Origin of the sequence: Staphylococcus sp. EZ-P03 (assembly GCF_003344575.1) — a bacterium.
Taxonomy (GTDB): Bacteria; Bacillota; Bacilli; order Staphylococcales; family Staphylococcaceae; genus Staphylococcus; species Staphylococcus simulans_B.
Map to the genome: position 1 here is coordinate 243492 of NZ_QPMO01000001.1, position 23410 is coordinate 266901.

Annotated in this window: 25 protein-coding genes; 20 read left to right on the forward strand and 5 right to left on the reverse strand. The window is 38.7% G+C overall.

Annotated elements, in window-relative coordinates; genetic code table 11:
• The first annotated feature begins 16 nt into the window (after positions 1-16).
• From galT to DVJ99_RS01180, 6 genes are all read left to right on the forward strand, one after another.
• The gene (gene galT / locus DVJ99_RS01155) at positions 17-1513 is read left to right on the forward strand and encodes a UDP-glucose--hexose-1-phosphate uridylyltransferase (protein WP_114602833.1); all 1497 of its coding nucleotides are present in this window, start codon (positions 17-19) and stop codon (positions 1511-1513) included.
• Between the two features lie 145 nt (positions 1514-1658).
• Complete coding sequence (gene modA / locus DVJ99_RS01160) at positions 1659-2420, forward strand: molybdate ABC transporter substrate-binding protein (RefSeq protein ID WP_114602834.1); 762 nt, start codon at positions 1659-1661, stop codon at positions 2418-2420.
• 11 nt (positions 2421-2431) lie between these two features.
• Positions 2432-3103 carry a molybdate ABC transporter permease subunit gene (gene modB / locus DVJ99_RS01165; RefSeq protein ID WP_105993283.1) on the forward strand — a complete coding sequence of 224 codons (672 nt, stop codon included), beginning with the start codon at positions 2432-2434 and terminating at the stop codon, positions 3101-3103.
• 1 nt (position 3104) lies between these two features.
• Positions 3105-3725, forward strand: coding sequence for an ATP-binding cassette domain-containing protein (locus DVJ99_RS01170; RefSeq protein ID WP_114602835.1), 621 nt, complete (start codon positions 3105-3107; stop codon positions 3723-3725).
• Between the two features lie 132 nt (positions 3726-3857).
• Positions 3858-4859 carry a ThiF family adenylyltransferase gene (locus DVJ99_RS01175; protein WP_114602836.1) on the forward strand — a complete coding sequence of 334 codons (1002 nt, stop codon included), beginning with the start codon at positions 3858-3860 and terminating at the stop codon, positions 4857-4859.
• A 26-nt stretch (positions 4860-4885) separates the two neighbouring features.
• The gene (locus tag DVJ99_RS01180; protein WP_105993286.1) at positions 4886-5395 is read left to right on the forward strand and encodes a MogA/MoaB family molybdenum cofactor biosynthesis protein; all 510 of its coding nucleotides are present in this window, start codon (positions 4886-4888) and stop codon (positions 5393-5395) included.
• A 238-nt stretch (positions 5396-5633) separates the two neighbouring features.
• On the opposite strand, the gene moaC is transcribed toward DVJ99_RS01180, so the two are convergent.
• A complete protein-coding gene (gene moaC, locus DVJ99_RS01185) occupies positions 5634-6119 on the reverse strand; it encodes a cyclic pyranopterin monophosphate synthase MoaC (protein WP_114602837.1) in 486 nt (161 codons plus the stop codon).
• A 63-nt stretch (positions 6120-6182) separates the two neighbouring features.
• Here moaC and DVJ99_RS01190 point away from each other — a divergent pair, with 63 nt between their 5' ends.
• The 6 genes from DVJ99_RS01190 to moaA are packed head-to-tail and all read left to right on the forward strand — an operon-like array spanning position 6183 to position 10280.
• Positions 6183-7442: a molybdopterin molybdotransferase MoeA gene (locus tag DVJ99_RS01190; RefSeq protein ID WP_114602838.1), complete on the forward strand. Its 1260-nt coding sequence runs from the start codon at positions 6183-6185 to the stop codon at positions 7440-7442.
• Entirely contained in the window at positions 7439-7921 is a 483-nt protein-coding gene (mobB, locus tag DVJ99_RS01195) for a molybdopterin-guanine dinucleotide biosynthesis protein B (RefSeq protein WP_114602839.1), read from the forward strand. Before DVJ99_RS01190 ends, mobB begins: the two co-directional genes overlap by 4 nt.
• Positions 7918-8373, forward strand: coding sequence for a molybdenum cofactor biosynthesis protein MoaE (locus DVJ99_RS01200; protein WP_105993290.1), 456 nt, complete (start codon positions 7918-7920; stop codon positions 8371-8373). Before mobB ends, DVJ99_RS01200 begins: the two co-directional genes overlap by 4 nt.
• The gene (moaD, locus tag DVJ99_RS01205; protein WP_105993291.1) at positions 8370-8603 is read left to right on the forward strand and encodes a molybdopterin converting factor subunit 1; all 234 of its coding nucleotides are present in this window, start codon (positions 8370-8372) and stop codon (positions 8601-8603) included. The genes DVJ99_RS01200 and moaD overlap by 4 nt, the downstream gene beginning before the upstream one ends.
• Positions 8604-8609: 6 nt before the next feature.
• On the forward strand, positions 8610-9212 hold the full coding sequence (mobA, locus tag DVJ99_RS01210) for a molybdenum cofactor guanylyltransferase MobA (protein WP_114602840.1): 603 nt from the start codon (positions 8610-8612) through the stop codon (positions 9210-9212).
• A 45-nt stretch (positions 9213-9257) separates the two neighbouring features.
• Positions 9258-10280, forward strand: a complete 1023-nt coding sequence (moaA, locus tag DVJ99_RS01215) for a GTP 3',8-cyclase MoaA (protein WP_105993293.1) — start codon at positions 9258-9260, stop codon at positions 10278-10280.
• A 58-nt stretch (positions 10281-10338) separates the two neighbouring features.
• On the opposite strand, the gene DVJ99_RS01220 is transcribed toward moaA, so the two are convergent.
• Positions 10339-10683: a transcriptional regulator, SarA/Rot family gene (locus DVJ99_RS01220; protein WP_105993294.1), complete on the reverse strand. Its 345-nt coding sequence runs from the start codon at positions 10681-10683 to the stop codon at positions 10339-10341.
• Positions 10684-10989: 306 nt separating this feature from the next.
• Here DVJ99_RS01220 and DVJ99_RS01225 point away from each other — a divergent pair, with 306 nt between their 5' ends.
• Genes DVJ99_RS01225 through DVJ99_RS01240 form a run of 4 tightly spaced genes read left to right on the forward strand, consistent with a single transcriptional unit; the run spans position 10990 to position 14281 of the window.
• Positions 10990-11847 carry an ABC transporter ATP-binding protein gene (locus tag DVJ99_RS01225; RefSeq protein WP_114602841.1) on the forward strand — a complete coding sequence of 286 codons (858 nt, stop codon included), beginning with the start codon at positions 10990-10992 and terminating at the stop codon, positions 11845-11847.
• Complete coding sequence (locus DVJ99_RS01230; RefSeq protein WP_114602842.1) at positions 11844-12575, forward strand: ABC transporter permease; 732 nt, start codon at positions 11844-11846, stop codon at positions 12573-12575. Before DVJ99_RS01225 ends, DVJ99_RS01230 begins: the two co-directional genes overlap by 4 nt.
• Positions 12576-13679, forward strand: a complete 1104-nt coding sequence (locus tag DVJ99_RS01235) for a sensor histidine kinase (protein ID WP_114602843.1) — start codon at positions 12576-12578, stop codon at positions 13677-13679.
• The gene (locus tag DVJ99_RS01240; RefSeq protein WP_114602844.1) at positions 13676-14281 is read left to right on the forward strand and encodes a response regulator transcription factor; all 606 of its coding nucleotides are present in this window, start codon (positions 13676-13678) and stop codon (positions 14279-14281) included. Before DVJ99_RS01235 ends, DVJ99_RS01240 begins: the two co-directional genes overlap by 4 nt.
• A 133-nt stretch (positions 14282-14414) precedes the next feature.
• Here the strand turns inward: DVJ99_RS01240 and DVJ99_RS01245 are convergent, their stop codons facing one another.
• The gene (locus DVJ99_RS01245; protein WP_481900528.1) at positions 14415-15614 is read right to left on the reverse strand and encodes an MFS transporter; all 1200 of its coding nucleotides are present in this window, start codon (positions 15612-15614) and stop codon (positions 14415-14417) included.
• Between the two features lie 12 nt (positions 15615-15626).
• On the reverse strand, positions 15627-16043 hold the full coding sequence (locus DVJ99_RS01250) for a MarR family winged helix-turn-helix transcriptional regulator (protein ID WP_114602845.1): 417 nt from the start codon (positions 16041-16043) through the stop codon (positions 15627-15629).
• 267 nt (positions 16044-16310) lie between these two features.
• Here DVJ99_RS01250 and DVJ99_RS01255 point away from each other — a divergent pair, with 267 nt between their 5' ends.
• Positions 16311-17066, forward strand: coding sequence for a VOC family protein (locus tag DVJ99_RS01255; protein WP_114602846.1), 756 nt, complete (start codon positions 16311-16313; stop codon positions 17064-17066).
• Between the two features lie 3 nt (positions 17067-17069).
• On the opposite strand, the gene DVJ99_RS01260 is transcribed toward DVJ99_RS01255, so the two are convergent.
• Positions 17070-17330, reverse strand: a complete 261-nt coding sequence (locus DVJ99_RS01260; protein ID WP_240430798.1) for a hypothetical protein — start codon at positions 17328-17330, stop codon at positions 17070-17072.
• 114 nt (positions 17331-17444) lie between these two features.
• Here DVJ99_RS01260 and DVJ99_RS01265 point away from each other — a divergent pair, with 114 nt between their 5' ends.
• The 3 genes from DVJ99_RS01265 to DVJ99_RS01275 all read left to right on the forward strand — a co-directional run bounded on the left by DVJ99_RS01265 (position 17445) and on the right by DVJ99_RS01275 (position 23398).
• Positions 17445-18698 carry a lipid II:glycine glycyltransferase FemX gene (locus DVJ99_RS01265; RefSeq protein ID WP_114602848.1) on the forward strand — a complete coding sequence of 418 codons (1254 nt, stop codon included), beginning with the start codon at positions 17445-17447 and terminating at the stop codon, positions 18696-18698.
• A 157-nt stretch (positions 18699-18855) separates the two neighbouring features.
• Positions 18856-22011 (forward strand): efflux RND transporter permease subunit, encoded by a 3156-nt coding sequence (locus DVJ99_RS01270; RefSeq protein ID WP_114602849.1) that lies wholly within the window; start codon positions 18856-18858, stop codon positions 22009-22011.
• Positions 22012-22222: 211 nt separating this feature from the next.
• Positions 22223-23398 carry a hypothetical protein gene (locus DVJ99_RS01275; RefSeq protein ID WP_114602850.1) on the forward strand — a complete coding sequence of 392 codons (1176 nt, stop codon included), beginning with the start codon at positions 22223-22225 and terminating at the stop codon, positions 23396-23398.
• Positions 23399-23410: the final 12 nt, after the last annotated feature.

The window sequence follows — 23410 nt, forward strand, 5'->3', positions numbered from 1 at the left end:
CGAGGAGGCTATTGAGATGAAGTTGAATCAACAACTGGTACAACGCTTCATTCAGTATGCGATAGAATATGGAGATTTTGAAACAGAGGACAATTTTTACGTTCAGAATCTTATTTTAGAAATTACTAAAGCAGAAGATTTAGAGACACAGACAGAAGCTGATTTATCAGAGCTTGATACACCGAACCAAATTGCGCAATATTGGATCAATCAAATGATTGAACATGGTTTGATCGAAGATGCGGTGTATCAAAAAGAAATCATAGAAACAAAATTGCTTGATTTAATTACACCGAAACCTTCTACGATTAATCGAAACTTTAAAGCACTGTATCAAGAAGACCCGCAAAAAGCGACGCAATATTTTTATGATATCTGTGCACGCAATCACTATATAAAAGCAGATGCCATTGCACAAAATATTCATTACTATACACCGACACATTATGGTGATTTAGAAATTACGATCAATATGTCGAAACCTGAAAAAGACGCCAAAGAGATTGCGGCTGCTAAACAAGCGAAACAAACAAGCTATCCGTTATGTGCTTTATGTATGGAAAATGAAGGTTATGAAGGTTCAGTAACACAAGCTGCTCGTCGTAATCACCGTATTATCCGAATTACATTAGACGGTGCGAACTGGGGCTTCCAATTTTCACCATATGCTTATTTCCCTGAGCACAGTATTGTATTATCAGAGCATCATGTACCGATGAAGATTGAACGCCAAACATTTATCAATTTACTTTCATTTGTGCAGCAGTTCCCGCATTACTTTGCAGGATCTAATGCGGACTTGCCGATAGTCGGAGGGTCTATTTTATCGCATAACCATTATCAAACAGGACGTCATACGTTCCCGATGGATAATGCGGAAGAAATCGATACGTTTACGTTAGATAATTATCCGAATGTAAACGCAGCGCTGTTAGACTGGCCGATGAGTGTGATTCGTTTGAAAGGTACAGACCAAGCACAGTTAGTCGATGCGGCAGAACATATCTTTAATGAATGGAATGCATACAGCGATGAATCAGTAAGTGTGAAAGCATACAGTGAAGACGGTGAACGTCATCATACTGTGACACCGATTGCGAGATTCCGACAAGCAACAGGGCAGTATGAACTAGATTTAGTATTGAGAGACAATCAAACATCTGAACAATATCCGGATGGTATCTTCCACCCGCATCAAGATGTTCAGCATATTAAGAAAGAAAATATCGGCTTAATCGAAGTGATGGGAACAGCGATTTTACCGGCACGTCTCAAACAAGAATTACAAGACGTTGCACGCTATGTATTAGGAGACACATCCATAGATTTAGGTGTGCATCAGCAATGGGCTGAGGACTTAAAAGCAGAACATACATTTACAAAAGAAAATGCGGAAAGTATTATTCATGATGCGATGGGTCAGAAGTTCAAACGTGTGTTAGAAGATGCCGGCGTCTTTAAACGTACAGAAGAAGGCTTTAAAGCCTTTCAACGTTTTGTCTCAACATTATAAAGTGCTTAAGACCAACCTTTGCGTTGGTCTTTTTTTATAGGCAAATGTTGAAATAATGAAATGTATTGAGAACAAATTCAAACTGGAATTTATGAAATTTAAGCGTATAATCGAAGGTGTATCTATCTTTTAGGAGGACCTGGCAATGAAATTGAAATCTATCGCAGCCATGCTGTTCATTATCGGCTTGGTGCTGGCAGGATGCTCGAATCAAAAGCAATCCGACAGCAAATCAAAAGAACAGACACTGCATGTGGCTGCGGCTGCAAGTTTAACAGATGTAACGAAAGATTTGGAGCAAGCTTTTAAGAAGCAGCATCCAGATGCAAAGGTTACATTTAATTACGGCGGTTCAGGTGCTTTAAGACAGCAAATTGAAAAAGGGGCACCTGTAGATGTCTTGATGTCCGCAAATAAAAAAGATGTGCAAGCATTAAAGGATAAAAAACAAGCGGATCATGTTTATGATTATGCCAAAAATAATTTAGTATTGATTGGTGAAAAAGGCACTAAAGCAAAATCAGTCAAAGACTTGAAGCCTGGTGATAAATTAGCCATCGGCGAAGTGAAATCAGTACCTGCTGGCAAGTACGCAGAAAGTTATTTAAAAGCAAACAGCTTATATAATGGGGTACAAGATCAACTGGTCTTTGCGAAAGATGTGCGCCAAGTCTTGAATTATGTAGCAAAAGGCAATGCACAGCTCGGCTTTGTGTATCAAACGGATTTATATCAAAATAAAACTAAAGATGATAAAGTGAAAGCAATTCAGCAAGTACAATTAAAAGAACCGATTGTATACGAAGCAGGGACAACATCTGATAATCAACTCGGCAAAGCATGGATTGAGTTTCTGAAATCAGATGAAGCTAAAAAGATTTTGAGAGCATATCATTTTGAAGCGTAGGAGGAGTACATATGCCTGATTTAACGCCATTTTGGATATCGATTGAAGTGGCGGTGATCAGCACGATCATTGTGACACTGCTTGGCATTTTAGCAGCCAGACTGTTATATCATCGTCGCGGCCGCATCGTAACGCTTCTAGAAAGTATTATTATTCTGCCGATCGTTTTACCGCCGACGGTGATGGGGTTCTTACTACTGATTATCTTCTCTCCGAGAAGTCCGGTTGGAGCGTTTATGACGAACGTCTTGCATCTGCCGGTCGTCTTTTCAATCACAGGTGCAATCATAGCGTCAGTTGTCGTCAGTTTTCCGCTCATGTATCAGCACACCATCCAAGGCTTCAGAGGCATCAATCATAAAATGCTCAACACAGCGAGAACAATGGGCGCAAGTGAAAATAAAATCTTCTATAGATTGATATTGCCGCTGTCAAAACGTGCCATACTTTCTGGTGTAATGATGGCGTTTGCCCGTGCAATCGGAGAATTCGGTGCGACATTGATGGTCGCTGGTTATATTCCGAATAAAACCAATACCTTGCCGCTTGAAATTTATTTCTTAGTCGAACAAGGCAAAGAGAACCAAGCTTGGTTATGGGTACTCGTCTTGGTAGCCTTTGCGGTAACGGTCATAGGTACTATCAATATGATAAATCGAGATCGCTATTTGGAGGTGGATTAAGATGCTTGCCATCCAAATTGAACATGAGTTGAAAGGCGAAAAGCTGAAATTAGCTATTGAAGATGAAGTGCCTAAAATTTATGCAATACGCGGGCCTTCCGGCATCGGCAAAACGACCATCTTAAATATGATTGCAGGTTTGCGTGAAGCTGACACAGCCTTTATTAAAGTCAATGACCATGTTTTAACCGATACAAAACAAGGGATTCAAGTTAAAATCCAAGAGCGTCAATTAGGATATTTATTTCAAGATTATCAGCTCTTTCCGAATATGACGGTGTATCAAAATATTACGTTTATGGCACAACCGTCTGAACATATAAAGACACTGATGCATCAACTGAATATCAGTCATCTGACCAAACAATATCCAGCAAGATTATCAGGCGGGGAAGCACAACGGGTTGCTTTAGCGAGAGCATTAAGTACACGACCGGATTTATTGATGCTGGATGAACCATTCTCGAGTTTAGATGATGCGACGAAAGATGAAAGTATGCGTCTGGTGCATCAATTGTTTGAACAATGGCAGATTCCGATTATTTTTGTGACACATTCTCATTATGAAGCAGAGCAATTAGCTGATGAAATCATTACTATCGGCCACTTGAAAACAACATAGTTGCATGACAGCCCGGTTTTGCATGAAGTATGCGAAACCGGGTTGTATTTTTGATAAATAATTGGAACAATTGTATCGTACAGCATTTCATCTTATAATAAAGACAATGCACTTTTAGGAAGGGATAGAAAGATGTCAGAACGTTATTCCAGACAAATATTATTTAAGAATATCGGAGCAGAGGGACAACAGAAAATAACGCAAAAGCATGTCCTGATTATCGGTATGGGTGCATTAGGAACACATATCGCTGACGGATTAGTCAGAGCAGGCATTCGTCAGTTGACGATAGTGGATAGAGATTATATCGAATTCAGTAATCTGCAAAGACAAATGCTGTATACAGAAAAGGATGCGATCGATGCGATGCCGAAAGTCATTGCGGCTAAAGAAAAGCTGCAAGCTATTCGCAGCGATGTAGTGATTGATGCGCATATTGCACAAGTAAATCCTCAGTTTCTCGAGGATTACGGACAGTCTGCAGATTTAATATTAGATGCGACAGACAACTTTGATACGCGTTTATTAGTCAATGACTTTGCGTACAAATACGAGATACCTTGGATATATGGCGGTGTAGTACAAAGTACATACATTGAAGCTGCTTTTATTCCGGGACAGACACCTTGTTTCAACTGTTTGATGCCGCAGCTGCCGGTAATTAATATGACTTGTGATACAGTAGGGGTAATTCAGCCGGCGGTGACGATGACGACAAGTCTTCAAATCCGAGATGCGTTGAAAATTCTAACCGAAACACCCTTTACGCCTAAATTGACGTACGGCGATATTTGGGAAGGTACGCATTATACGTTCGGTTTCAGCCGGATGTTCAATCCAGAATGTCATACGTGCGGCAAAGCACCGACTTATCCGCATTTAAATCATACAGATTTGCAGTTTGCGACATTATGCGGCAGAGATACTGTGCAGTACAACAATGAAGATATTACCCAGGAAATGCTCAGAGCATATTTAGATACGCATCATATTCAATATCATGCGAATCCTTATATGATCCGTTTTGAATTCAACAATCATCGTATTGTGAGCTTCTCAGGCGGACGGATGCTGATTCACGGCATGACACGACCTGAAGAAGCTATCAAGCTTATGAATCAATTATTAGGATAAATCTTTGAAATTGGAGGCCGATTTGAATGAAGAATGAACATGTTAATGTCAAATTAGATAGAACGATTAATGCGGCGGTATTAACCGTGTCTGATACAAGAACAAAAGAAACAGATAAAGGCGGCAAACTGGCTAAAGAATTATTATCTGAACTTAATGTGGAAATTACAGATGAGCACTACACAATTGTCAAAGATGACAAACAAGCGATTACTGAACAAGTTCAGCTGTGGTTGAATGACGGTGTAGATGTCATTATTACAACAGGAGGAACAGGTATTGCACAACGTGATGTGACAATCGAAGCAGTTACACCATTACTGACAAAAGAAATTGAAGGTTTCGGAGAATTGTTCAGATATTTAAGCTATGCAGAAGATGTCGGAACACGTGCGTTATTATCACGTGCTGTCGGCGGTACAGTGGGCGAACAATTGATCTTCTCATTACCAGGTTCTTCAGGTGCCGTGAAACTTGCATTGGAAAAACTGATTAAACCAGAATTGAACCATTTAATTCATGAATTAACAAAATAAAGGCAAGATTAAGCGGTTAGTTTTTACTTTGGTAGAAGTCTAACCGCTTCTTAGCATCATTTTTCATCCATTCAGCCTATTTCATATAGGCTTTATGCATTATATAATAGGCTTAACATGAAAAAAGCGAAATGACTTCAAAGCAATCGTAGCTATACAATCGCTATGCATCATTTCGCGTTATTGTGCTGTTTTATTGTTTTACTCAAAAAACGGGTATTGCATTAAAATAAGCAGATTAGTCAGAGGCTCTCTGGTAATCGCCGGATTTGCCTCCGGATTTTGAGATAAGGTAAGTTTCACCGATGACCATGCCTTTATCGAGTGCTTTGGTCATATCGTAAACGGTCAAAGCTGTTGCTGAAGCAGCTGTGAGAGCTTCCATTTCTACGCCGGTCTTGCCTGAAGTAGAGACGGTTGCTTCAATATTAAGTGTATAAGACGATGTTGTATCCCATTCGAATGCAATATCGATACCTGTCAGTGAGAGCGGATGACACATAGGAATAATCGTAGAGGTATTTTTAGCTGCCATGATTCCCGCGATTTGGGCAGTATTCAGCACATTACCTTTCTTATTTGTATGTTCGATAATTTGTTTGTAAATTGCTTCGTTAACTGTAATGCTGGAATGTGCAACTGCAGTACGTTTCGTAATCGATTTATCTGAAACGTCGACCATTTTCGCATTCCCTTGTGCATTAATATGAGTAAATTCAGACATGTTATTCCTCCTCGCTAAGACATTATAGCATGAAATAAATTGAATGATAGGAGTAGATAGTATATGCCAGTTGAAAAGAGAAATCCGATTGCGGTGAAAGAAGCCATTAAACGTGTGGTAGAACAAGATATTCGCATGCGAGGTCAAAACGTACCTTTAAATGACAGTTTAGGTTATATTCTTTCAGAAGATATTGTAGCAACATATGAAATTCCGCGCTTTGATAAATCGCCTTTCGATGGTTTTGCGCTGCGCAGTGAAGATACACAAGGGGCAAGCGGCGACAACCGTATCGAATTCGAAGTGATTGATCACATCGGCGCAGGCAGTGTTTCTGATAAAACAGTAGGTCCGAATCAAGCAGTGCGCATCATGACAGGTGCAGAAATGCCTGCAGGTGCAGACGCTGTAGTCATGTTGGAACAAACGCGAGAAGGCGAGCATTCATTTACTATCCGCAAGCCATTCGAACCGAATGAAAACGTATCTTTAAAAGGCGAAGAAACAGAAGTCGGAGATGTCGTATTGAAACAAGGTCAGCGTATCAATGCCGGTGCAATTGCGGTACTTGCGACATTCGGCTATACAGAAGTACCGGTGAAAAGATTGCCTTCTGCTGCGATTATCGCAACAGGCAGCGAACTCTTAGATGTCGATGATGAATTAGAACCAGGCAAAATCCGTAATTCCAACGGACCGATGATTCAAGGATTATTGAAACAGTTCGGTTTAACTGGAGAAGTTTATAAAATTCAAGAAGATGACTTCGAAAGCAGCTTGGCTGTTGTAAAAGAAGCTTTATCAACACATGATATGGTCATTACTACAGGCGGCGTATCTGTCGGGGACTTTGATTATCTGCCATCTATCTATAAAGCGTTGGGTGCTGAAGTATTATTCAATAAAGTGCAAATGCGTCCAGGCAGTGTAACAACTGTTGCGGTCGCAGACGGCCATTATTTATTCGGCTTATCAGGCAATCCATCTGCTTGCTATACAGGTTTCGAGTTATTTGTGAAACCGGCAGTATTGAATATGATGGGCGCAAATGAGAGATTCCCGCAAGTCGTTAAAGCAACTTTAATGGAAGACTTCAAGAAAGCTAATCCATTTACACGTTTCATTCGTGCTAAAGCAACATTAAATGGTATGCAAGCAACAGTAGTACCTTCAGGTTTTAACAAATCAGGTGCCGTTGTAGCAATTGCCCACAGCAATGCGATGATTATGCTGCCGAGCGGAACTCGCGGCTTTGAAAAAGGCCATACTGTAGATGTTATCTTAACTGAAACAGATACATTCGAAGAGGAACTGTCATTATGATTTTACAGATTGTGGGATATAAAGATTCCGGCAAAACCACAGTGATGCAAGCACTGGTTGGATTTTTGAAAGCACAAGGCTATCGTGTGGTTACGATTAAGCATCATGGGCATGGTGCTGAAGATATTGCATTGCCTGATGCTGAAGTCGATCATATGAAACATTTTAATGCAGGTGCTGACCAAAGTATTGTGCAAGGACATCAATTGCGCGAAACGTTAACACGTACTGCCGAATCTGATTTATCCCGCATTATTGCCAAAGCTGTAACGATTGACTATGACATTGTGCTGGTTGAAGGATTCAAACAAGCAGACTACGATAAAATCATTATTTATAAAAACTCTGAGGAATACTCTTCTTTATCAGCGCTGAGTCATGTACAATATAAGTTACCGTTTCAAAATACTTCAGATTTAAGCCATTTAAAAGAATGGCTGATATCTTTTATCGATAGAAAAAAGGATGAGTCAAAATGAAACAATTCGAAGTTGTCACTGATCCGATTCAAACAGAACAATACCGCGACTTCACCTTGACACCGCACCAAGGGGCAGTTGTAGTATTTACAGGACATGTGCGCGAATGGACAAAAGGGATTCGTACAGAACACCTTGAATATGAAGCTTACATCCCGATGGCAGAGAAGAAATTAGCTCAAATCGGCGATGAAATCAATGAACAATGGCCGGGTACGATTGTCAGTATCGTACACCGTATCGGACCGCTTCATATTTCTGATATTGCAGTCTTGATTGCAGTATCTTCACCGCATCGAAAAGATGCTTATGCGGCCAATGAATATGCGATTGACCGCATCAAAGAGGTCGTACCGATTTGGAAAAAAGAAATTTGGGAAGATGGCGCTGAATGGATCGGCCATCAACGCGGTTATCATGATGATGCAATTGAAAGGGGGCAAACAGAATGAAAGTCCTTTATTTTGCGGAAATCAAAGAAATTTTGCAAAAAGACAATGATCAATTTCAAATCAACGATGAAATGACAGTGGAAGCATTCAAAGACTATTTATTTGATAAGTATCCTGAAATCAACGGGAAACAATTTCAAGTTGCACTGAATGAAGAATTTGTGCCGAATCACGAAATGATTCAGCCTTCAGATGTGGTTGCTTTGATTCCACCGGTAAGCGGAGGTTAACAGAAAGTGAAAGCAATTATATTAGCAGGCGGGCGTTCAGAACGTTTCGGCGCCCCAAAGGCATTTGCACAAATTAATAACAAAATGTTCTATCAGCACATCATAGATGCGATAGAAGCAACAAATATGTTCAGTGAAATTATTGTCAGTTCCAATGCGGAACTGGCAGATTGTTTTGAAAATGTGAAAGTGATTGTAGATGATCCTCAGCATAAAGATAAAGGGCCGCTTTCAGGGATCTATTCAGTGATGAAACAAGATTATGAAGCGGAACTCTTCTTTGTGATTTCAGTCGACACACCGCTTGTCACTGAAAAAGCCATCAGTGCATTATACCGGTTCCTAGTTGAACATCTGATTGAGGATCAATTGGATATTGCAGGGTATAAGGAAGACGGATTCCCGATACCGACTATCGCATTTTACAGTCCGACATGTCTGCCGGTAATTGCACGTGCATTAGAATCTGATGATTACAGTATGAAGCATGTATATAACCAAGTAGCTTCAGACTGGTTAGATGTGCATGAGGCAGAAACACAACCGAATTGGTATAAAAATATCAACTATCCCCAAGATTTAGCAAGTGTTGAAAATCATTCGCTTTGATGTAAAGCATCAAGCGTAATCAGAGAAAGAGAAGGGGGTCAAAAGATGGTAAAACAAATAACAGATAAACTCGGTCGTCCGATTCGCGACTTAAGATTATCCGTGACAGATCGCTGTAATTTCAGGTGCGATTACTGTATGCCTAAAGAAATTTTCGGCGATGACTTTGTCTTTTTACCCAAAGATGAATTATTGACTTTCAGTGAAATGGAAAGAATTGCTCGCGTATATACACGACTAGGTGTGAAGAAAATCCGTATCACAGGCGGAGAACCTTTAATGCGCAGAGATTTATATAAATTAATTGCGGCCTTAAACAAAATAGAAGGCGTAGAAGATATCGGTTTAACAACGAACGGCTTATTGCTGAAAAAGCATGGTCAGAATTTATATGATGCCGGCTTGCGACGTATTAACGTCAGTTTGGATGCGATAGATGATAAACTCTTCCAATCCATTAATAACCGCAATATCAAGGCACAAACCATCCTTGAACAAATTGATTATGCTGTATCTATCGGCTTTAAAGTAAAAATCAATGTAGTGGTGCAAAAAGGTGTTAATGATGACCAGATTATTCCGATGATTCAATACTTCAAAGATAAAGATATTGAAGTACGTTTTATTGAATTTATGGATGTCGGCAATGATAACGGCTGGGATTTCAGCAAAGTCGTAACTAAAGATGAGATGTTGACGATGATTGAAGATGAGTTCGATATTGAAGCAGTCGAACCAAAATATTATGGGGAAGTCGCAAAATATTATCGTCATAAAGATAACGGTGCACAGTTCGGATTGATTACCAGTGTTTCTCAATCATTCTGTTCTACATGTACCAGAGCGCGTTTGTCATCAGACGGCAAGTTCTACGGCTGTTTATTCAGTACAGTCGACGGCTTTAATGTCAAAGAGTTTATGCGTTCAGGCAAAACAGATGAACAGCTTCAAGCAAAATTTGAAGAACTTTGGAATATTCGAGACGATCGCTATTCTGATGAGCGTACAGAACAAACTGTCGCAAACCGCCGACGCAAGAAAATCAACATGAATTATATCGGCGGTTAAATTAAAAAAGCGTGTATTTTCAATTTCATTTTGAAAATACACGCTTTTTCATGTTTTATTACTTCGCATTTACTTTGAATTCTTTAATCACTTGTGCCACAAACAGACGTTGTGCATCATTAAGTAAATAAAAAACTTGACGCTCATCAGTTTCAGAGCGTTCTTTAGCAATGAGCTCTCTTTTGTAAAGCTTGCGAATTAATACATCAATCTTACTCGTATTCCATTTCATGTCATAATGTAATGAATCTCTTAACACTTTACCGGTAATTTTGTCTGTACCAAAGAAACGATATAAAATAATGAATTCTTCCATGGACAGATGATACTCGGACTTCAGCCAGTATTTAATTTGGCTGAGCTTGCATTCGGTATCGATAAATTGGTCAATTGTTTGAGTCATAGATATTCCTCCTTCTGTTCTTCGTTGTTGTACTCCCCTGGGAATATTAATAGAATAACTTATTATATTATATAACGTTTTTCAAGTTAAATCTATTATGTTTCGTTTACTATAATAGTAAAATTAGTGAGATATCATGGACATTATGACGAAAGATTGAATAATTTGAGTGATAGGTTCACAAATCATGCAATCTTCAGATATGAAATAAATATGACAAATGTCATAAACAAGAAGTGACAGACGTTACTAGAGCCGAATTATTTCAAGATATACAATTAATATAAATTGAAATGAGGTGGGCTTATGATAAAGATAAATCAGTTAACAAAAAGTTTTAAACGCACAAAAGCAGTAGATCATGTGACTTTAGACATCGCACAAAGCAATTGTACGGCACTCATCGGTGTAAATGGTGCTGGGAAATCTACATTGATTGATTTGATTTTAGGCAATCTGCACCCTGACAGCGGAACCATCGATATGGATGGTTTCAAATCCAGCCAAATCGGTGTGCTTTTCCAAAAGACTGTATTTAATGATTTTGTAAAAGTAAAAGAGCTTTATCGGTTATATGCTTCATTTTATAAAGACCCGTTAACGTTTGATGCATTCCAAAAGATGACACAATTCAGCAAGCAGCAGATGAATCAATATGCGAATAAATTATCCGGCGGTCAGCAGCGTTTATTAGATTTTGCGCTCGTAATGGTCGGCAAACCGCAGCTGATTATCTTAGATGAGCCGACTTCTGCGATGGATGCGAAGACAAGACGTTATTTCTGGTCTTTGATCGAAACGTTGAAAACAGAAGGCAAAACAATTCTTTATACGACGCATTACTTAGAAGAAGTAGAACGTGTGGCTGATAGAGTGGTTGTGTTGAGAAAAGGACAGGTCATTAATGATACAACGCCTTCGAAACTCAGACATGAAAACAGAGCTTCAACAATCTGCATGCCTGAAATTTATGAACCGCAAATTAAACAGCATACAACGTTAGCTTATCAGAAACATCAAGGAGAACTGAGAATCGTTGCGGATAATGTGCAAGCTGTACTAGTAATCTTGATGGGGTTAAAGCTTGATTTGAACGAAATCGAAATCAAGAAAGGTTCGATTGAAGACTATGTATTTGAAGGGGAAGGGGAGGTTTCAGCATGATTTTAAGCTACTTAAAACTAGATTGGTCCGTTACTTTGCGTCAAAAGGTCTATTTGTTACTATCAATCGGCTTGCCGCTCGCATTTTTCTTACTCTTTACTGCCATTAATGATGTCCCAAAAGCGCAGCAAAACCAAGTCTATAAAGAAATATTATTTAATATGACAACTTTCAGTCTGACGAGTTTCTCGCTCATGACTTTCCCGACTGAATTATTGCTGGATAAACAAAACGGGTGGCAAAAGAAATTGTTTGCGACACCGATGACACCTGCACATTATTATTTGGCAAAAGTGTTGAAGATGATGAGTTTATTTGTCATTACGATTGTGCTGATTTTTATTGTAGGCGCAACAGTCAGAGATATTGAAATGCCGGCGTCTGAGTGGCTGATTTCTGGATTGTTATTGTGGATCGGATCCAGTTTGTTTTTATCTATCGGTTTATTGATTGCGCAAAGTGCTGATATTAAACAAGCAGGCGGTATCGGCAACTTATTATATATTGGTTTAGCAATCACCGGCGGTTTATGGTTCCCGACAGATCTGTTTCCGAAATGGTTAGATAAACTTTCTTATTATACACCGACATATCAGCTTAAACATTTAGGTTTGGAGTTTGTGCAAGATCAAACGATTAATTTTACTGCACTTGGTTTTCTTTCTGGTTATTGTATACTATTTATAATTCTTGCTTTAGCCATTCAGAAGAAAACGGATGTGGTGTGATTGGATTATTTATTACGCAAAGTTAAAGAGAATCCATTTGGGGTCGGCAGTTTTATCTATCTTGTATTTCCAATTATCAATTTATTTTATATTGATATTAACGGACCATTAGCCCTTGCGATTGTTTGGATTGTCGTGTTTTCGCTCAACTATATTATCATTATCTTATCAGATATTTATCTCTTTAAAGTGCGGCGTATAGCTGCGTGGCTGATTTATTTAGCAGGTGTGATATATTTTTGCTGGGCAATGGGCAGTATGTTTATTATGTTCTTCTTTTTCGGTTCATTTGTACTGCCTTATGTCTATCAATGTTCTGTTAAATCAATTGAGACCATCCTTTATTTTATTGCACTGTTAGTGGCGACTGGGATTTCATTGTACATGTTGCCGGCAGCTTCACCCATCATTTTTGTTTTAGACTTGGTAGTATTAATCGCGTTATTCAGCAATTTCAGAATCAATGATTCGAGTAAAGCAAAAGCACAGCTAGAGCAGAAAAACCGCTATATTAATTTACTAATTGCGGAACAAGAGCGCCAAAGAATCGGACAAGACCTGCATGATACGTTAGGACACGTCTTTGCGAGTTTAAGTATCAAATCAGAACTCGCAGTCAAACTTGTGGATCAGCATCCTGAACAAGCTAAAAAAGAAATGATGATGGTCAACGAACTATCAAAAGAAGCATTAAATAAGGTCAGAGGGATTGTCGAAACATTAAAGTTTCAAGACTTTAAAGAAGAAGTGATATCAGTACGCAATTTGCTGGATCAAGCCGATATTGCGTTTGAGTTTAATGGGGAAGATCAAGCCAGAACAATGAATAGGGGACAGCAATCCGTACTGTCGATGATATTGAGAGAAGCGGTCAATAATATTATCAAGCATGCACATGCGACGAAAGTTACAGGATGGCTGAAAGAAGAAAAGCAAGCGATTGTTTTAATGATCAGTGATAACGGTTTAGGGATGAAAGATAACGAAACACAGACATTGCACAGCATTGAAGAACGTGTCGCATTATTAAACGGTACACTCAACATCGCGTCTCATCATGGTGTGACATTAACGATTGAAATTCCAAGAGGTGAAAGCTTATGATTTCTGTAGTATTAGCTGAAGATCAAGAAATGTTGAGACAAGCGATGGTACAGCTGATTGAGATGGATGCATCGATTCAAATTACAGGAGATACTGCGAGTGGTTCAAAAGCATGGGAAATGATACAAGCACAAGCACCTGATATCGCAGTGCTGGATATTGAAATGCCTGGATTAACAGGCCTTGAAGTATTAAGTAATATCCGCGAAGCTGAACTTGAGACTAAGGTCATCATTGTGACGACGTTTAAACGTCCCGGTTATTTTGAAAGAGCTGTCGCAAATGATGTGGATGCTTATGTCTTAAAAGAACGGTCTGTAGATGAATTGATTAAGACTATGCATAACGTAATGCAAGGGCAAAAGGAATACAGCGAATCTTTAATGACTACTTTCTTTAAAGAGAAAAATCCGTTAACGCCTTCAGAACAGCTGATCCTAAAAGAAATCGGCAATGGCTACTCAAGCAAAGAAATCGCACAAAAGCTTTTTCTTTCAAATGGCACTGTACGCAACTACATCTCCAATGTGATTGATAAAATGGAAACGGAAAACCGCTTTGATGCATGGAAGAAAGCCATGGAAAAAGGATGGATTATTTAAATGCAGTATTAATTTTTTCTGTGTCCTCAATAAAAATTAAAAACAGGAAGATTTTCATTTTTTGCTATGAAAATCTTCCTGTTTTCTAGGTTTTGAGAAGTCTATTTGTTCAAACTTCTCAGAGTGGTTGATATTAATTTGTTTCTAGGTATTTTACTTTATGGCCGTGTAAGAAGTAGTAGACGATTGCGGTAATGATTGTAAGGACAGCCATGTAACCATAAAGCTGTGCATACGTAATCATTGAAGTAAAGGCGCCTAATACAGAAGGGCCGAATCCGATACCGAAGTCAATACCGATAAAGAATGTGGATGTTGCGAGTCCGTATTTTTCAGGTGTAGTAACTTTGATGGCAATGGCTTGCATGAGTGATGACAAGTTGCCGTAGCCGACACCTAATGCTGCACCGGCAAGCAGTAACATCCAGCCTGAATGTGAGAAGTATAACAGCACGAAGCTGAGTAATAAGAATAAGTAAGATGGATAAACGACAACGTTTTCGTTTTTGTTATCCATTAAGCGTCCAGTTACAGGACGTGTGACTAATGAAGTCAAAGCATAGAAAATAAAGAAGTAACTAGATACAGCAACTAAGTTGCGTTCTTCCGCAAAGAACTTCAAGAATGTCAGTACAGATGAGTAAGTCACACCTGTAATTAAAATAACTATCGCAATCGGTACGGCATCTTTAGCGATAAATTGACTCAAGCTGAAGCCTTTAGATTTTGTTTGTGCTGGCTCTGATGTTGTTTCGAAATTGATTTGAATCAAGAATGAAAGCAAGAGTCCGATGATGCCTAATGCGAGACATAAACCGAATAATACATCGATTGAGAAGTGGTTTGAAAGTAATAAACCAAAGAAAGGTCCTACAGCTGTACCTAAAACAAGACTGAGCGAGAACATGCTGATGCCTTCGCTTTTACGTTCTGGCGGTGTGATATAAGCCGCAATCGTACCTGTTGCTGTGGTTGCTACAGCTGTCGCAATACCGTTGATAAGTCGTGTGAACATTAAAAAACCAAGCGAACCTTCGATAAAGTAAAGTGCTTGTGTAATAATTAAAAAGACAAGTCCGATGAGCAATGTACGCTTCGGACCGATAGCGTTCACATATTTCCCCGTAATAAAACGTCCGATTAAAGATCCGACGATGAATAAACCGGTTACCAGACCGGATAAACTATCTGAAACACCGTATTCGCTTTTACTGTATCCTGCAATCACGACGATTAAGAGATACATACAAAGATATACGAAAAAGTTGACCATGAAGTTCATATTGAAACTTTTAGTCCAAATCGGTGCGTGTTGTGCGTGGCTTTGGTTCAAGCTGATACCTCCCTATAAAATGTTTTTTAAAGATTGAAGTGTTTTGATTGTACATTCCATGTCTTCTTGTGAAATACCCGCTGCTTTAATGCTGTTTTGCTGAAAGGCTGTTACTTGTTCCATCACTTCGTGATAGATAGTATTGCCTTTGTCTGTAAGTCCTAATAATTTCTGTCTCTTATCTTCCCCTGGAGTGACAGTTAATAGATCAAATTCGTGCAAGACTTTTAATAATTTGCGTGTTGAAGGTTTCTCAATAGAACGGCGTTTTGAGATTTCAACTAACGTTGTAGGTGCGTGCAGATAAATATCTTTCAACACTAAAAATTGTGCAGTATGCAAATGATACTTATCGAGCAAAGGTTGTACTTGTTTAATATAAGGTCTGTAAAGTTCTGTAAAACTATTGAATAATTGATTGGTTTCCATAAGATGCGGCTCCTTAAATTAAGATAGAGGTTGCAAACCTTTCGATAAAGGCACAACCTCCTAACGCACGAAGTAACATTTTATTTTGCAGGGTAGTTTGAAAAGACTTCGTACAATCTATAAAAGGTTAGCTTAGCTAACTAATTTACTTTTCCATTGTAGAGAATCTGAAAGTAAAAATCAAGTTCTTTTTTGAATTTGTTCCTAAAAAAAGCATTCGTGTACATTATTTGATAAGATGGAGAAAAATAAGAGAGGATGGTTGTAATGCCGCACTTAAAATTTGATCATATCATCCATTACATTAAACACATTGATGAGTTCCAATATCCTGGAGAAGTGATGAAGCTTTCACCAGGCGGATTGCATAATCGTTACGGTACACATAACAAACTTGCTTATACAGACCTTGCTTATATTGAATTAATCGGTGTGAATGATGAAGAGAAATTAAAACGTGTTATTAAAACAAATGAAGGCCGTGTTTCATTCGTCGCAAAAATTGTACAGGATAATTTCATTCAAGGCTTTAAAGCCATTGCTTTACGTACAGATGATATCGACCAATTAAAGAATGATTTCGAATCAAAAGGATTAGATGTTGTCGGACCGATTGAAATGGGTCGTGAGAATAAAAAGGGAGAACAAACTTCTTGGCGTTTATTATATTTGAATCAGCCCGACGCGGAATTAAAACCGCCTTTCTTTATTGAATGGAAAAAATCCGAATCACAAAGAGAAGAGCTGCTGGCAAACAAATTTCAGCCGCAGTTCAAAATAAAAGCCATTGAAATTCAAGCAACGAAACAAGCACTCGTTGTGAATCAATGGCGAGATTGGTTTGATATGGAAGTGGTCTCAGAAGATGAAGGGATGACTGTTTTGGCATTGCCTGGCGAAGAGATTGAATACTGTATTAAAGAAGGCCGCAAAAATAAGTATTCAATCGTGATTCAAGACAGCGATACAGACACACCTTATAATATTGTGACACGCGGCGGAGAATACCACTTTATCCCATAAGTATTAATAAATATAATGATACACAGCATTTGCAATCATAACCGCATGTGTTAAAGCAACGACCAATAATATTACGGCTAATGTTAAGTCGAGCTTTGACCTGTGCAAGAGGACAAGATAAACTGCGATGACTGCAGAGAATGCAGTAAAGAATACGCGCAAGCTTAAATTATCTATTTGAACATGGTTAGCTAATGTTATACTAATAACAATGAAGTTGAATACAATCATGATACCTAAAAAGATATTTCTCACATTTCTCACCTCGATGTCTTTAATGTTTAAAAGGATCCTGTGTGAGGATACAACATGAAAGTCGTTTGGTTTCATTGTATAATAACTAGATAGCGTAAGGAAAATAAAGGAGATTTTTATTTTATGGAAAAGATGAATATCACGAACCAAGAACATGATGCATTTGTTAAATCTCATCCGAATGGTGATTTGCTTCAACTCACACAATGGGCAGAAACGAAGAAATTGACAGGGTGGTACTCAAGACGTGTAGCTGTCGGAGAAAACGGTGAAATCAAAGGGGTAGCACAACTCCTTTTCAAAAAAGTACCGAAATTGCCGTTCACACTTTGTTATGTATCTCGAGGGTTCGTCGCAGATTATGATGATAAAGCAGTCATCGAAGCCCTCCTTGAACATACAAAAGCTGCAGCACAAAGCGAAAAAGCATATACGATAAAAATCGATCCGGATGTTGAAGTAGATAAAGCAGGACAAGCTTTAACACACTTGAAACAATTAGGATTCAAACATAAAGGCTTTAAAGAAGGTTTATCTAAAGATTACATCCAACCGCGTATGACAATGATTACACCGATTGATAAATCAGATGAAGAACTGATTCAAAGTTTTGAACGCAGAAACCGTTCAAAGGTACGTCTAGCATTGAAACGCGGTACAAAAGTAGAACGCAAAGGCCGCGAAGATTTGAAAATTTTTGCTGATTTAATGCGTATTACAGGTGAACGCGATGGTTTCTTAACACGTGATATCAGCTACTTCGAAAATATCTATGATGCGCTGCATCCGGACGGCGACGCTGAATTATTCTTAGTGAAATTAGAGCCTGCACCTGTATTAAAAGAATTAAACGGCGAAAATGCGGAAGTCGAACAAGATATCGAACGTTTGAAACAGAAAAAACAAGACAAGAAAACATTAAATAAAATCAAAGATGCAGAAGCGAAAATTGCACGCAACCAAAAATTGATCGATCAAATGAAAGAACTAGAAAGCACACATCCTGAAGGTGTCTATTTATCAGGCGCACTGTTAATGTTCTGCGGTCAGAAATCATACTATTTATATGGTGCATCTTCAAATGATTATCGTGACTTCTTGCCGAACCACCATATGCAATTTGAAATGATGCGTTATGCACGTGAAAAAGGCGCAACAACTTATGACTTCGGCGGCACAGACAATGATCCGGATAAAGATTCAGAACACTATGGCTTATGGGCCTTCAAGAAAACATGGGGTACGTATTTAAGCGAGAAAATCGGTGAGTTCGATTATCCGCTCAACCAACCATTATTCTATGTTATCGAACATTTAAAACCAGCGTTGACAAAGGCTAAAATCAAAGCGTCACGCAAACTTAAAGGCAAAAAATAATAAAAGAAGACAACATGAAACAATATACAAAAGGTTGAGGTCTTTTCAGATCTCAATCTTTTTTAGTGTAAAAAACTTGGAGATTTAGTGAAAAAAGGGACGCTTTTTAACTGGTTGTGTTACATTTAAAGTAAGTAGAAAATAGGGGGATATACGCATGATTAATCGTTTGCTGAAGTTCTCTTTAGGCAATAAATTCGCAGTCTTATTAATGGTAATTTTAGTCATCCTCGGCGGTGTCTATTCCAGTGTGAAAATGAGGCTTGAATTACTGCCTGATGTAGAAGAACCGATGATATCTGTCAATACTGTATTACCAGGAGCAACACCTGAAACAGTACAAGAAGATATCAGTGATAAAATAGATAACCAAGTCAGAGGGATGGCGCATGTCAAAACCGTTAAGACACAATCTTTAGAGAATGTGTCGATGGTACAAGTCAGTTATGATGACGGGACAGACATGGATAAAGCAGAAGAAGCATTAAAGAAAGAAATTGATAAGCTTAAACTTACTGAGAATGCACAAGAACCAGAATTAACACGCAATAGTATGAATGCATTCCCTGTCGTTGTCTTTTCATTCTCTGAGAAACATGGTGATTTAGAAAAAGCAACCAAAGCAATTGAATCTCAGCTGATACCGAAATTAGAAACGGTAGAAGGTGTGCAAAATGTTCAGTTAAATGGTCAAACAGCACGACAAGCAACGATTAAATTCAAGCAGCGAGAACTTCAAGAACGCGGTATGAGTGCAAGCGGAGTAGAAGACTACATTAAAAATGCATCCGGCAAAACGCCGCTGGGTCTATTCCAATTCGGTAAAACAGAAAAATCGATTGTGGTTAACGGAGAGTTTAAATCAGCGGATGCCTTGAAGAATTTTGTGATTCCGGTCAGTGCTGCACAAGGCAGCCAAGGACAAGCAGGTGATGAAGGTTCAGAAAGCAGTGCGATGTCAGGCAGCATGCCAAGCAGCAGCCAAGGTCCGCAAAGCAATGAGATGGTGAAACTATCAGATATTGCGGATGTGAAGATCGGGCAAGAACGTGAATCGATTTCAAGAACCAACGGTGAAGATGCAGTCGATGTTCAAATTGTAAAAGCACAAGATGCGAACACAGTACAAGTTAAAAAAGATACTATTGATAAAATCAAAGCGTTCGCAAAAGATAACAAAGACATTTCGTATACGAAAGTCATGGATACAGCAAAACCGATTGAAGATTCTATCTATACAATGTTAGAAAAAGCAATTCTCGGTACAATTGTGGCTATCATTATCATTTTATTATTCTTGCGCAATATCAGAACAACAGCTATTTCTATCGTTTCAATTCCAATGTCATTATTAATTGCGATGGTTGCATTGAAACTTTCTGATGTTTCGTTAAATATTTTGACACTTGGCGCATTAACCGTCGCTATCGGACGTGTGATTGATGATTCCATTGTTGTTATTGAAAATATATACAGACGGATGTCAGATCCGAATGAACGCGAAAAAGGCAATAGTTTAGTTATCAGTGCAACGGCAGAAGTCTTCAAACCGATTATGTCGTCCACTTTAGTAACGATTGTTGTTTTCTTGCCGCTGGTATTTGTATCAGGTTCAGTAGGCGAGATGTTCAGGCCGTTCGCGCTTGCGATTACCTTTAGTTTATTAGCATCCTTGCTGGTTTCTATTACTATTGTGCCGGCATTAGCATCATCATTCTTCAAAAAAGGTATTAAATCTAAACAAAAACGTTCGTTAGGTGCAGTAGGCAGAGGTTACAAGCATGTCTTGAAATGGTCGTTAAATCATAAATGGATTGTCTTATTATTAACGACATTAATACTAGTCGGCAGTATCTTTTTAGGTGCTGCAAAAATCGGCACAAGCTTCATTTCGACTGGGGAAGACAAGTTTATGGCTTTAACTTATACACCGCAACCGGGCGAAACGAAAGCACAAGTCCTTAAAAATGCGGAACAAGTACAAAAATATCTTAATAGTAAAGATAAAGTGAAAATCGTACAATACTCGCTCGGCGGTCCTTCACCGATTGACCCGACAGGCAGTACGAATAACATGGCAGTGATGATTGAATACGATAAAGATACGCAAAACTTCGATCAAGAACCAGATAAAGTATTAAAACATATCGCAGGCTTTAAACAAGAAGGCGAATGGAAATACTTAGACATGGGTACTGGCGGCGGAAACAACTCAATGGAAGTCAAAGTCTCCGGTCCTTCATCAAAAGCTATGGAAAAAACAGTCAAAGCGATTGAAAAAGAAATGAAAGCGACATCTGGTTTAGTCAACGTTAAATCAGATTTAACAGAAGTTTATCAGCAATACACTGTAGATGTAGATAAAAACGAAGCAACAAAAAAAGGCTTATCTGCAGGACAGCTTGCGATGGGTCTAAATCAAAACATTCCAGAGAAAACAATCACGACGATTAATGAAAAGGGTCATAAAGTCGACGTGAAAGTAGAACAAGAAAAACAAACCAACTGGACCAAAGAAAAACTGAACAACTTAGAAATTCCGACACCAACAGGCGAAAAAGTTAAATTAAATGAAATCGCAACTTTAAAAGCAACACAGACACCAAGCAAGTTAATTAAAGAAGACGGCGATTATACCACAACAGTTACAGGAACAATCAGCGGTAAAGACGTCGGCGGTATTTCACAAAAAGTGATGGATAAAGTGGATAAAATCGATAAACCTGCGAATGTGAAAATCAATTCCGGCGGTGCATCTGATGATATTGATAGAGCCATTACGCAATTAAGTTTAGCGATGCTTGCGGCGGTCATCATTGTGTACTTAGTCCTAGTATTGACATTCAAAGGCGGTTTAGCACCGTTTACGATTCTCTTCTCATTACCATACATTGTAATCGGCGTAGTCGTCGCACTGGTATTAACCGGCGAGACATTATCTGTACCTAGTATGATCGGGGTACTGATGCTGATAGGTATTGTTGTGACGAATGCGATTGTATTGATCGACCGTGTTATCAATAATGAGCATAGCGGTATGTCGATGAAAGAGGCATTGCTTGAAGCGGGCGGAACGAGAATTCGTCCAATCTTAATGACAGCACTTGCGACAATCGGAGCCTTAGCACCGATGTTGTTTGGTCAAGATAGTTCTATCTTGATTTCAAAAGGTCTAGCCGCAACGGTAATCGGCGGATTGGTTTCATCAACATTACTTACTCTGATTGTAGTACCTGTGATTTATGAAATTTTATTTACAATGAAAGCTAAATTAGCAGGCATGTTTCAATCAAAAGATAAAAATAAACACTAAATAAACTGCTGACGAAAGTCGCAGAATAATAGCAGCGCACATTCTGTTAGATTCAAACAGGGTGTGCGTTTTCTTATGAATTCGAGTAGATGTACATGAAAAGGATTAATTAACTCAAAAAATTCTGAAAAATTTGAATGTTATCTTCACATATCTCTATAAAGGTTCTATAATTGTTTAAATATAAATAGAAAGGAAACGGAGGTAACATATGGAGTTATTGATCGCGTTTTTAGTAGTAATGGTATTTATTTTTATCGGGGAGTGGGGGTCTAATTTTTCAAAGGCATACATACCTTCTGTATTTATCACTGCCGCTTTATTTACCATCGGCTTTTGGACATTTTTGCCTAAGGATATGGTAAGTCATGCCTCATTTGGGACAGAGTTTGTGACAATCGCAATTCCTTTATTATTGGTGCATTTAGGAACAATGATGGATTTAAAACAATTATTGGCACAGTGGAAAGCTGTCGTTATCGCACTGTCAGGTACTCTTGGAACAATGGTGTTGACATTAACTATCGGGACATTGATATTTGATTGGCATACTGTTGTGGCTGCAGTTCCGCCATTAACCGGCGGTGTGATTTCAGTCGCATTGATGTCAGATGGTTTGAAGGCAGAAGGGTTAACGGCTTTAGTAGCCATTCCGGTTGCTATGTATATTACTCACAGTATTATCGGTTATCCTTTAACATCAGTGGTGTTAAAGAGAGAAGGGAAACGGTTATTAAAAGAAGCAGATATGCATTCAGCTGTACAACAGGAGACACAATCTGACACATTTGAGCGTGAAGATAAGCAGCCGTCATTATTTAAGAGCGAGAAATTGCAGACACCTGCATTCTTGCTTGCAAAAGTAGCTGTGGTAGCAGTCTTGGCTGTGTTACTTGAGAAACTTACTAATAAAGCAGTGAATGGTAATGTGATTGCATTAGTACTCGGCGTGATCTTTCATCAGCTCGGCTTCTTAGAAAAACAAATTCTCAACAAGGCAAAAGTATTTAATTGGCTGATGTATGGCTTGCTGGCATTTGTATTTTCACAGTTAAGCATGACCACACCTAAAGTGTTAAGCGGTATTATGATTCAAATTTTAGTATTGATTGTGTTAGGTATTATGGGTATGTATTTAGCTTCATTCTTATTAGCCAAACCTTTAAAGCTCAGCAAAGATATGGCGTTTGCGACTTCGCTTACTGCACTATTCGGTTTTCCTGCTGACTACATCTTAACGAAAGAAGTGGTCAATAACTTAACTCATGATCAAAAGCAGCGTGCTTATTTATTGGATTATATGATGCCTAAGATGCTTGTAGGCGGCTTTGCGACAGTATCAGTCGCATCGATTATTATCGCATCGATATTCTTAAAATTACTATAGAGAAAGGGTAGA

Bases quoted from the DNA above. Each gene is read 5' to 3' on its own strand.
- DVJ99_RS01255 (WP_114602846.1), top strand. From the start codon at position 16,311: ATGCCGCACTTAAAATTTGATCATATCATCCATTACATTAAACACATT.
- DVJ99_RS01190 (WP_114602838.1), top strand. From the start codon at position 6,183: ATGCCAGTTGAAAAGAGAAATCCGATTGCGGTGAAAGAAGCCATTAAA.
- DVJ99_RS01170 (WP_114602835.1), top strand. From the start codon at position 3,105: ATGCTTGCCATCCAAATTGAACATGAGTTGAAAGGCGAAAAGCTGAAA.
- DVJ99_RS01220 (WP_105993294.1), bottom strand. From the start codon at position 10,683: ATGACTCAAACAATTGACCAATTTATCGATACCGAATGCAAGCTCAGC.
- galT (WP_114602833.1), top strand. From the start codon at position 17: ATGAAGTTGAATCAACAACTGGTACAACGCTTCATTCAGTATGCGATA.
- modB (WP_105993283.1), top strand. From the start codon at position 2,432: ATGCCTGATTTAACGCCATTTTGGATATCGATTGAAGTGGCGGTGATC.
- moaA (WP_105993293.1), top strand. From the start codon at position 9,258: ATGGTAAAACAAATAACAGATAAACTCGGTCGTCCGATTCGCGACTTA.
- DVJ99_RS01175 (WP_114602836.1), top strand. From the start codon at position 3,858: ATGTCAGAACGTTATTCCAGACAAATATTATTTAAGAATATCGGAGCA.
- DVJ99_RS01240 (WP_114602844.1), top strand. From the start codon at position 13,676: ATGATTTCTGTAGTATTAGCTGAAGATCAAGAAATGTTGAGACAAGCG.
- DVJ99_RS01225 (WP_114602841.1), top strand. From the start codon at position 10,990: ATGATAAAGATAAATCAGTTAACAAAAAGTTTTAAACGCACAAAAGCA.
- moaC (WP_114602837.1), bottom strand. From the start codon at position 6,119: ATGTCTGAATTTACTCATATTAATGCACAAGGGAATGCGAAAATGGTC.
- DVJ99_RS01250 (WP_114602845.1), bottom strand. From the start codon at position 16,043: ATGGAAACCAATCAATTATTCAATAGTTTTACAGAACTTTACAGACCT.
- DVJ99_RS01180 (WP_105993286.1), top strand. From the start codon at position 4,886: ATGAAGAATGAACATGTTAATGTCAAATTAGATAGAACGATTAATGCG.
- DVJ99_RS01230 (WP_114602842.1), top strand. From the start codon at position 11,844: ATGATTTTAAGCTACTTAAAACTAGATTGGTCCGTTACTTTGCGTCAA.
- mobB (WP_114602839.1), top strand. From the start codon at position 7,439: ATGATTTTACAGATTGTGGGATATAAAGATTCCGGCAAAACCACAGTG.
- moaD (WP_105993291.1), top strand. From the start codon at position 8,370: ATGAAAGTCCTTTATTTTGCGGAAATCAAAGAAATTTTGCAAAAAGAC.
- DVJ99_RS01265 (WP_114602848.1), top strand. From the start codon at position 17,445: ATGGAAAAGATGAATATCACGAACCAAGAACATGATGCATTTGTTAAA.
- DVJ99_RS01275 (WP_114602850.1), top strand. From the start codon at position 22,223: ATGGAGTTATTGATCGCGTTTTTAGTAGTAATGGTATTTATTTTTATC.
- DVJ99_RS01200 (WP_105993290.1), top strand. From the start codon at position 7,918: ATGAAACAATTCGAAGTTGTCACTGATCCGATTCAAACAGAACAATAC.
- DVJ99_RS01270 (WP_114602849.1), top strand. From the start codon at position 18,856: ATGATTAATCGTTTGCTGAAGTTCTCTTTAGGCAATAAATTCGCAGTC.
- modA (WP_114602834.1), top strand. From the start codon at position 1,659: ATGAAATTGAAATCTATCGCAGCCATGCTGTTCATTATCGGCTTGGTG.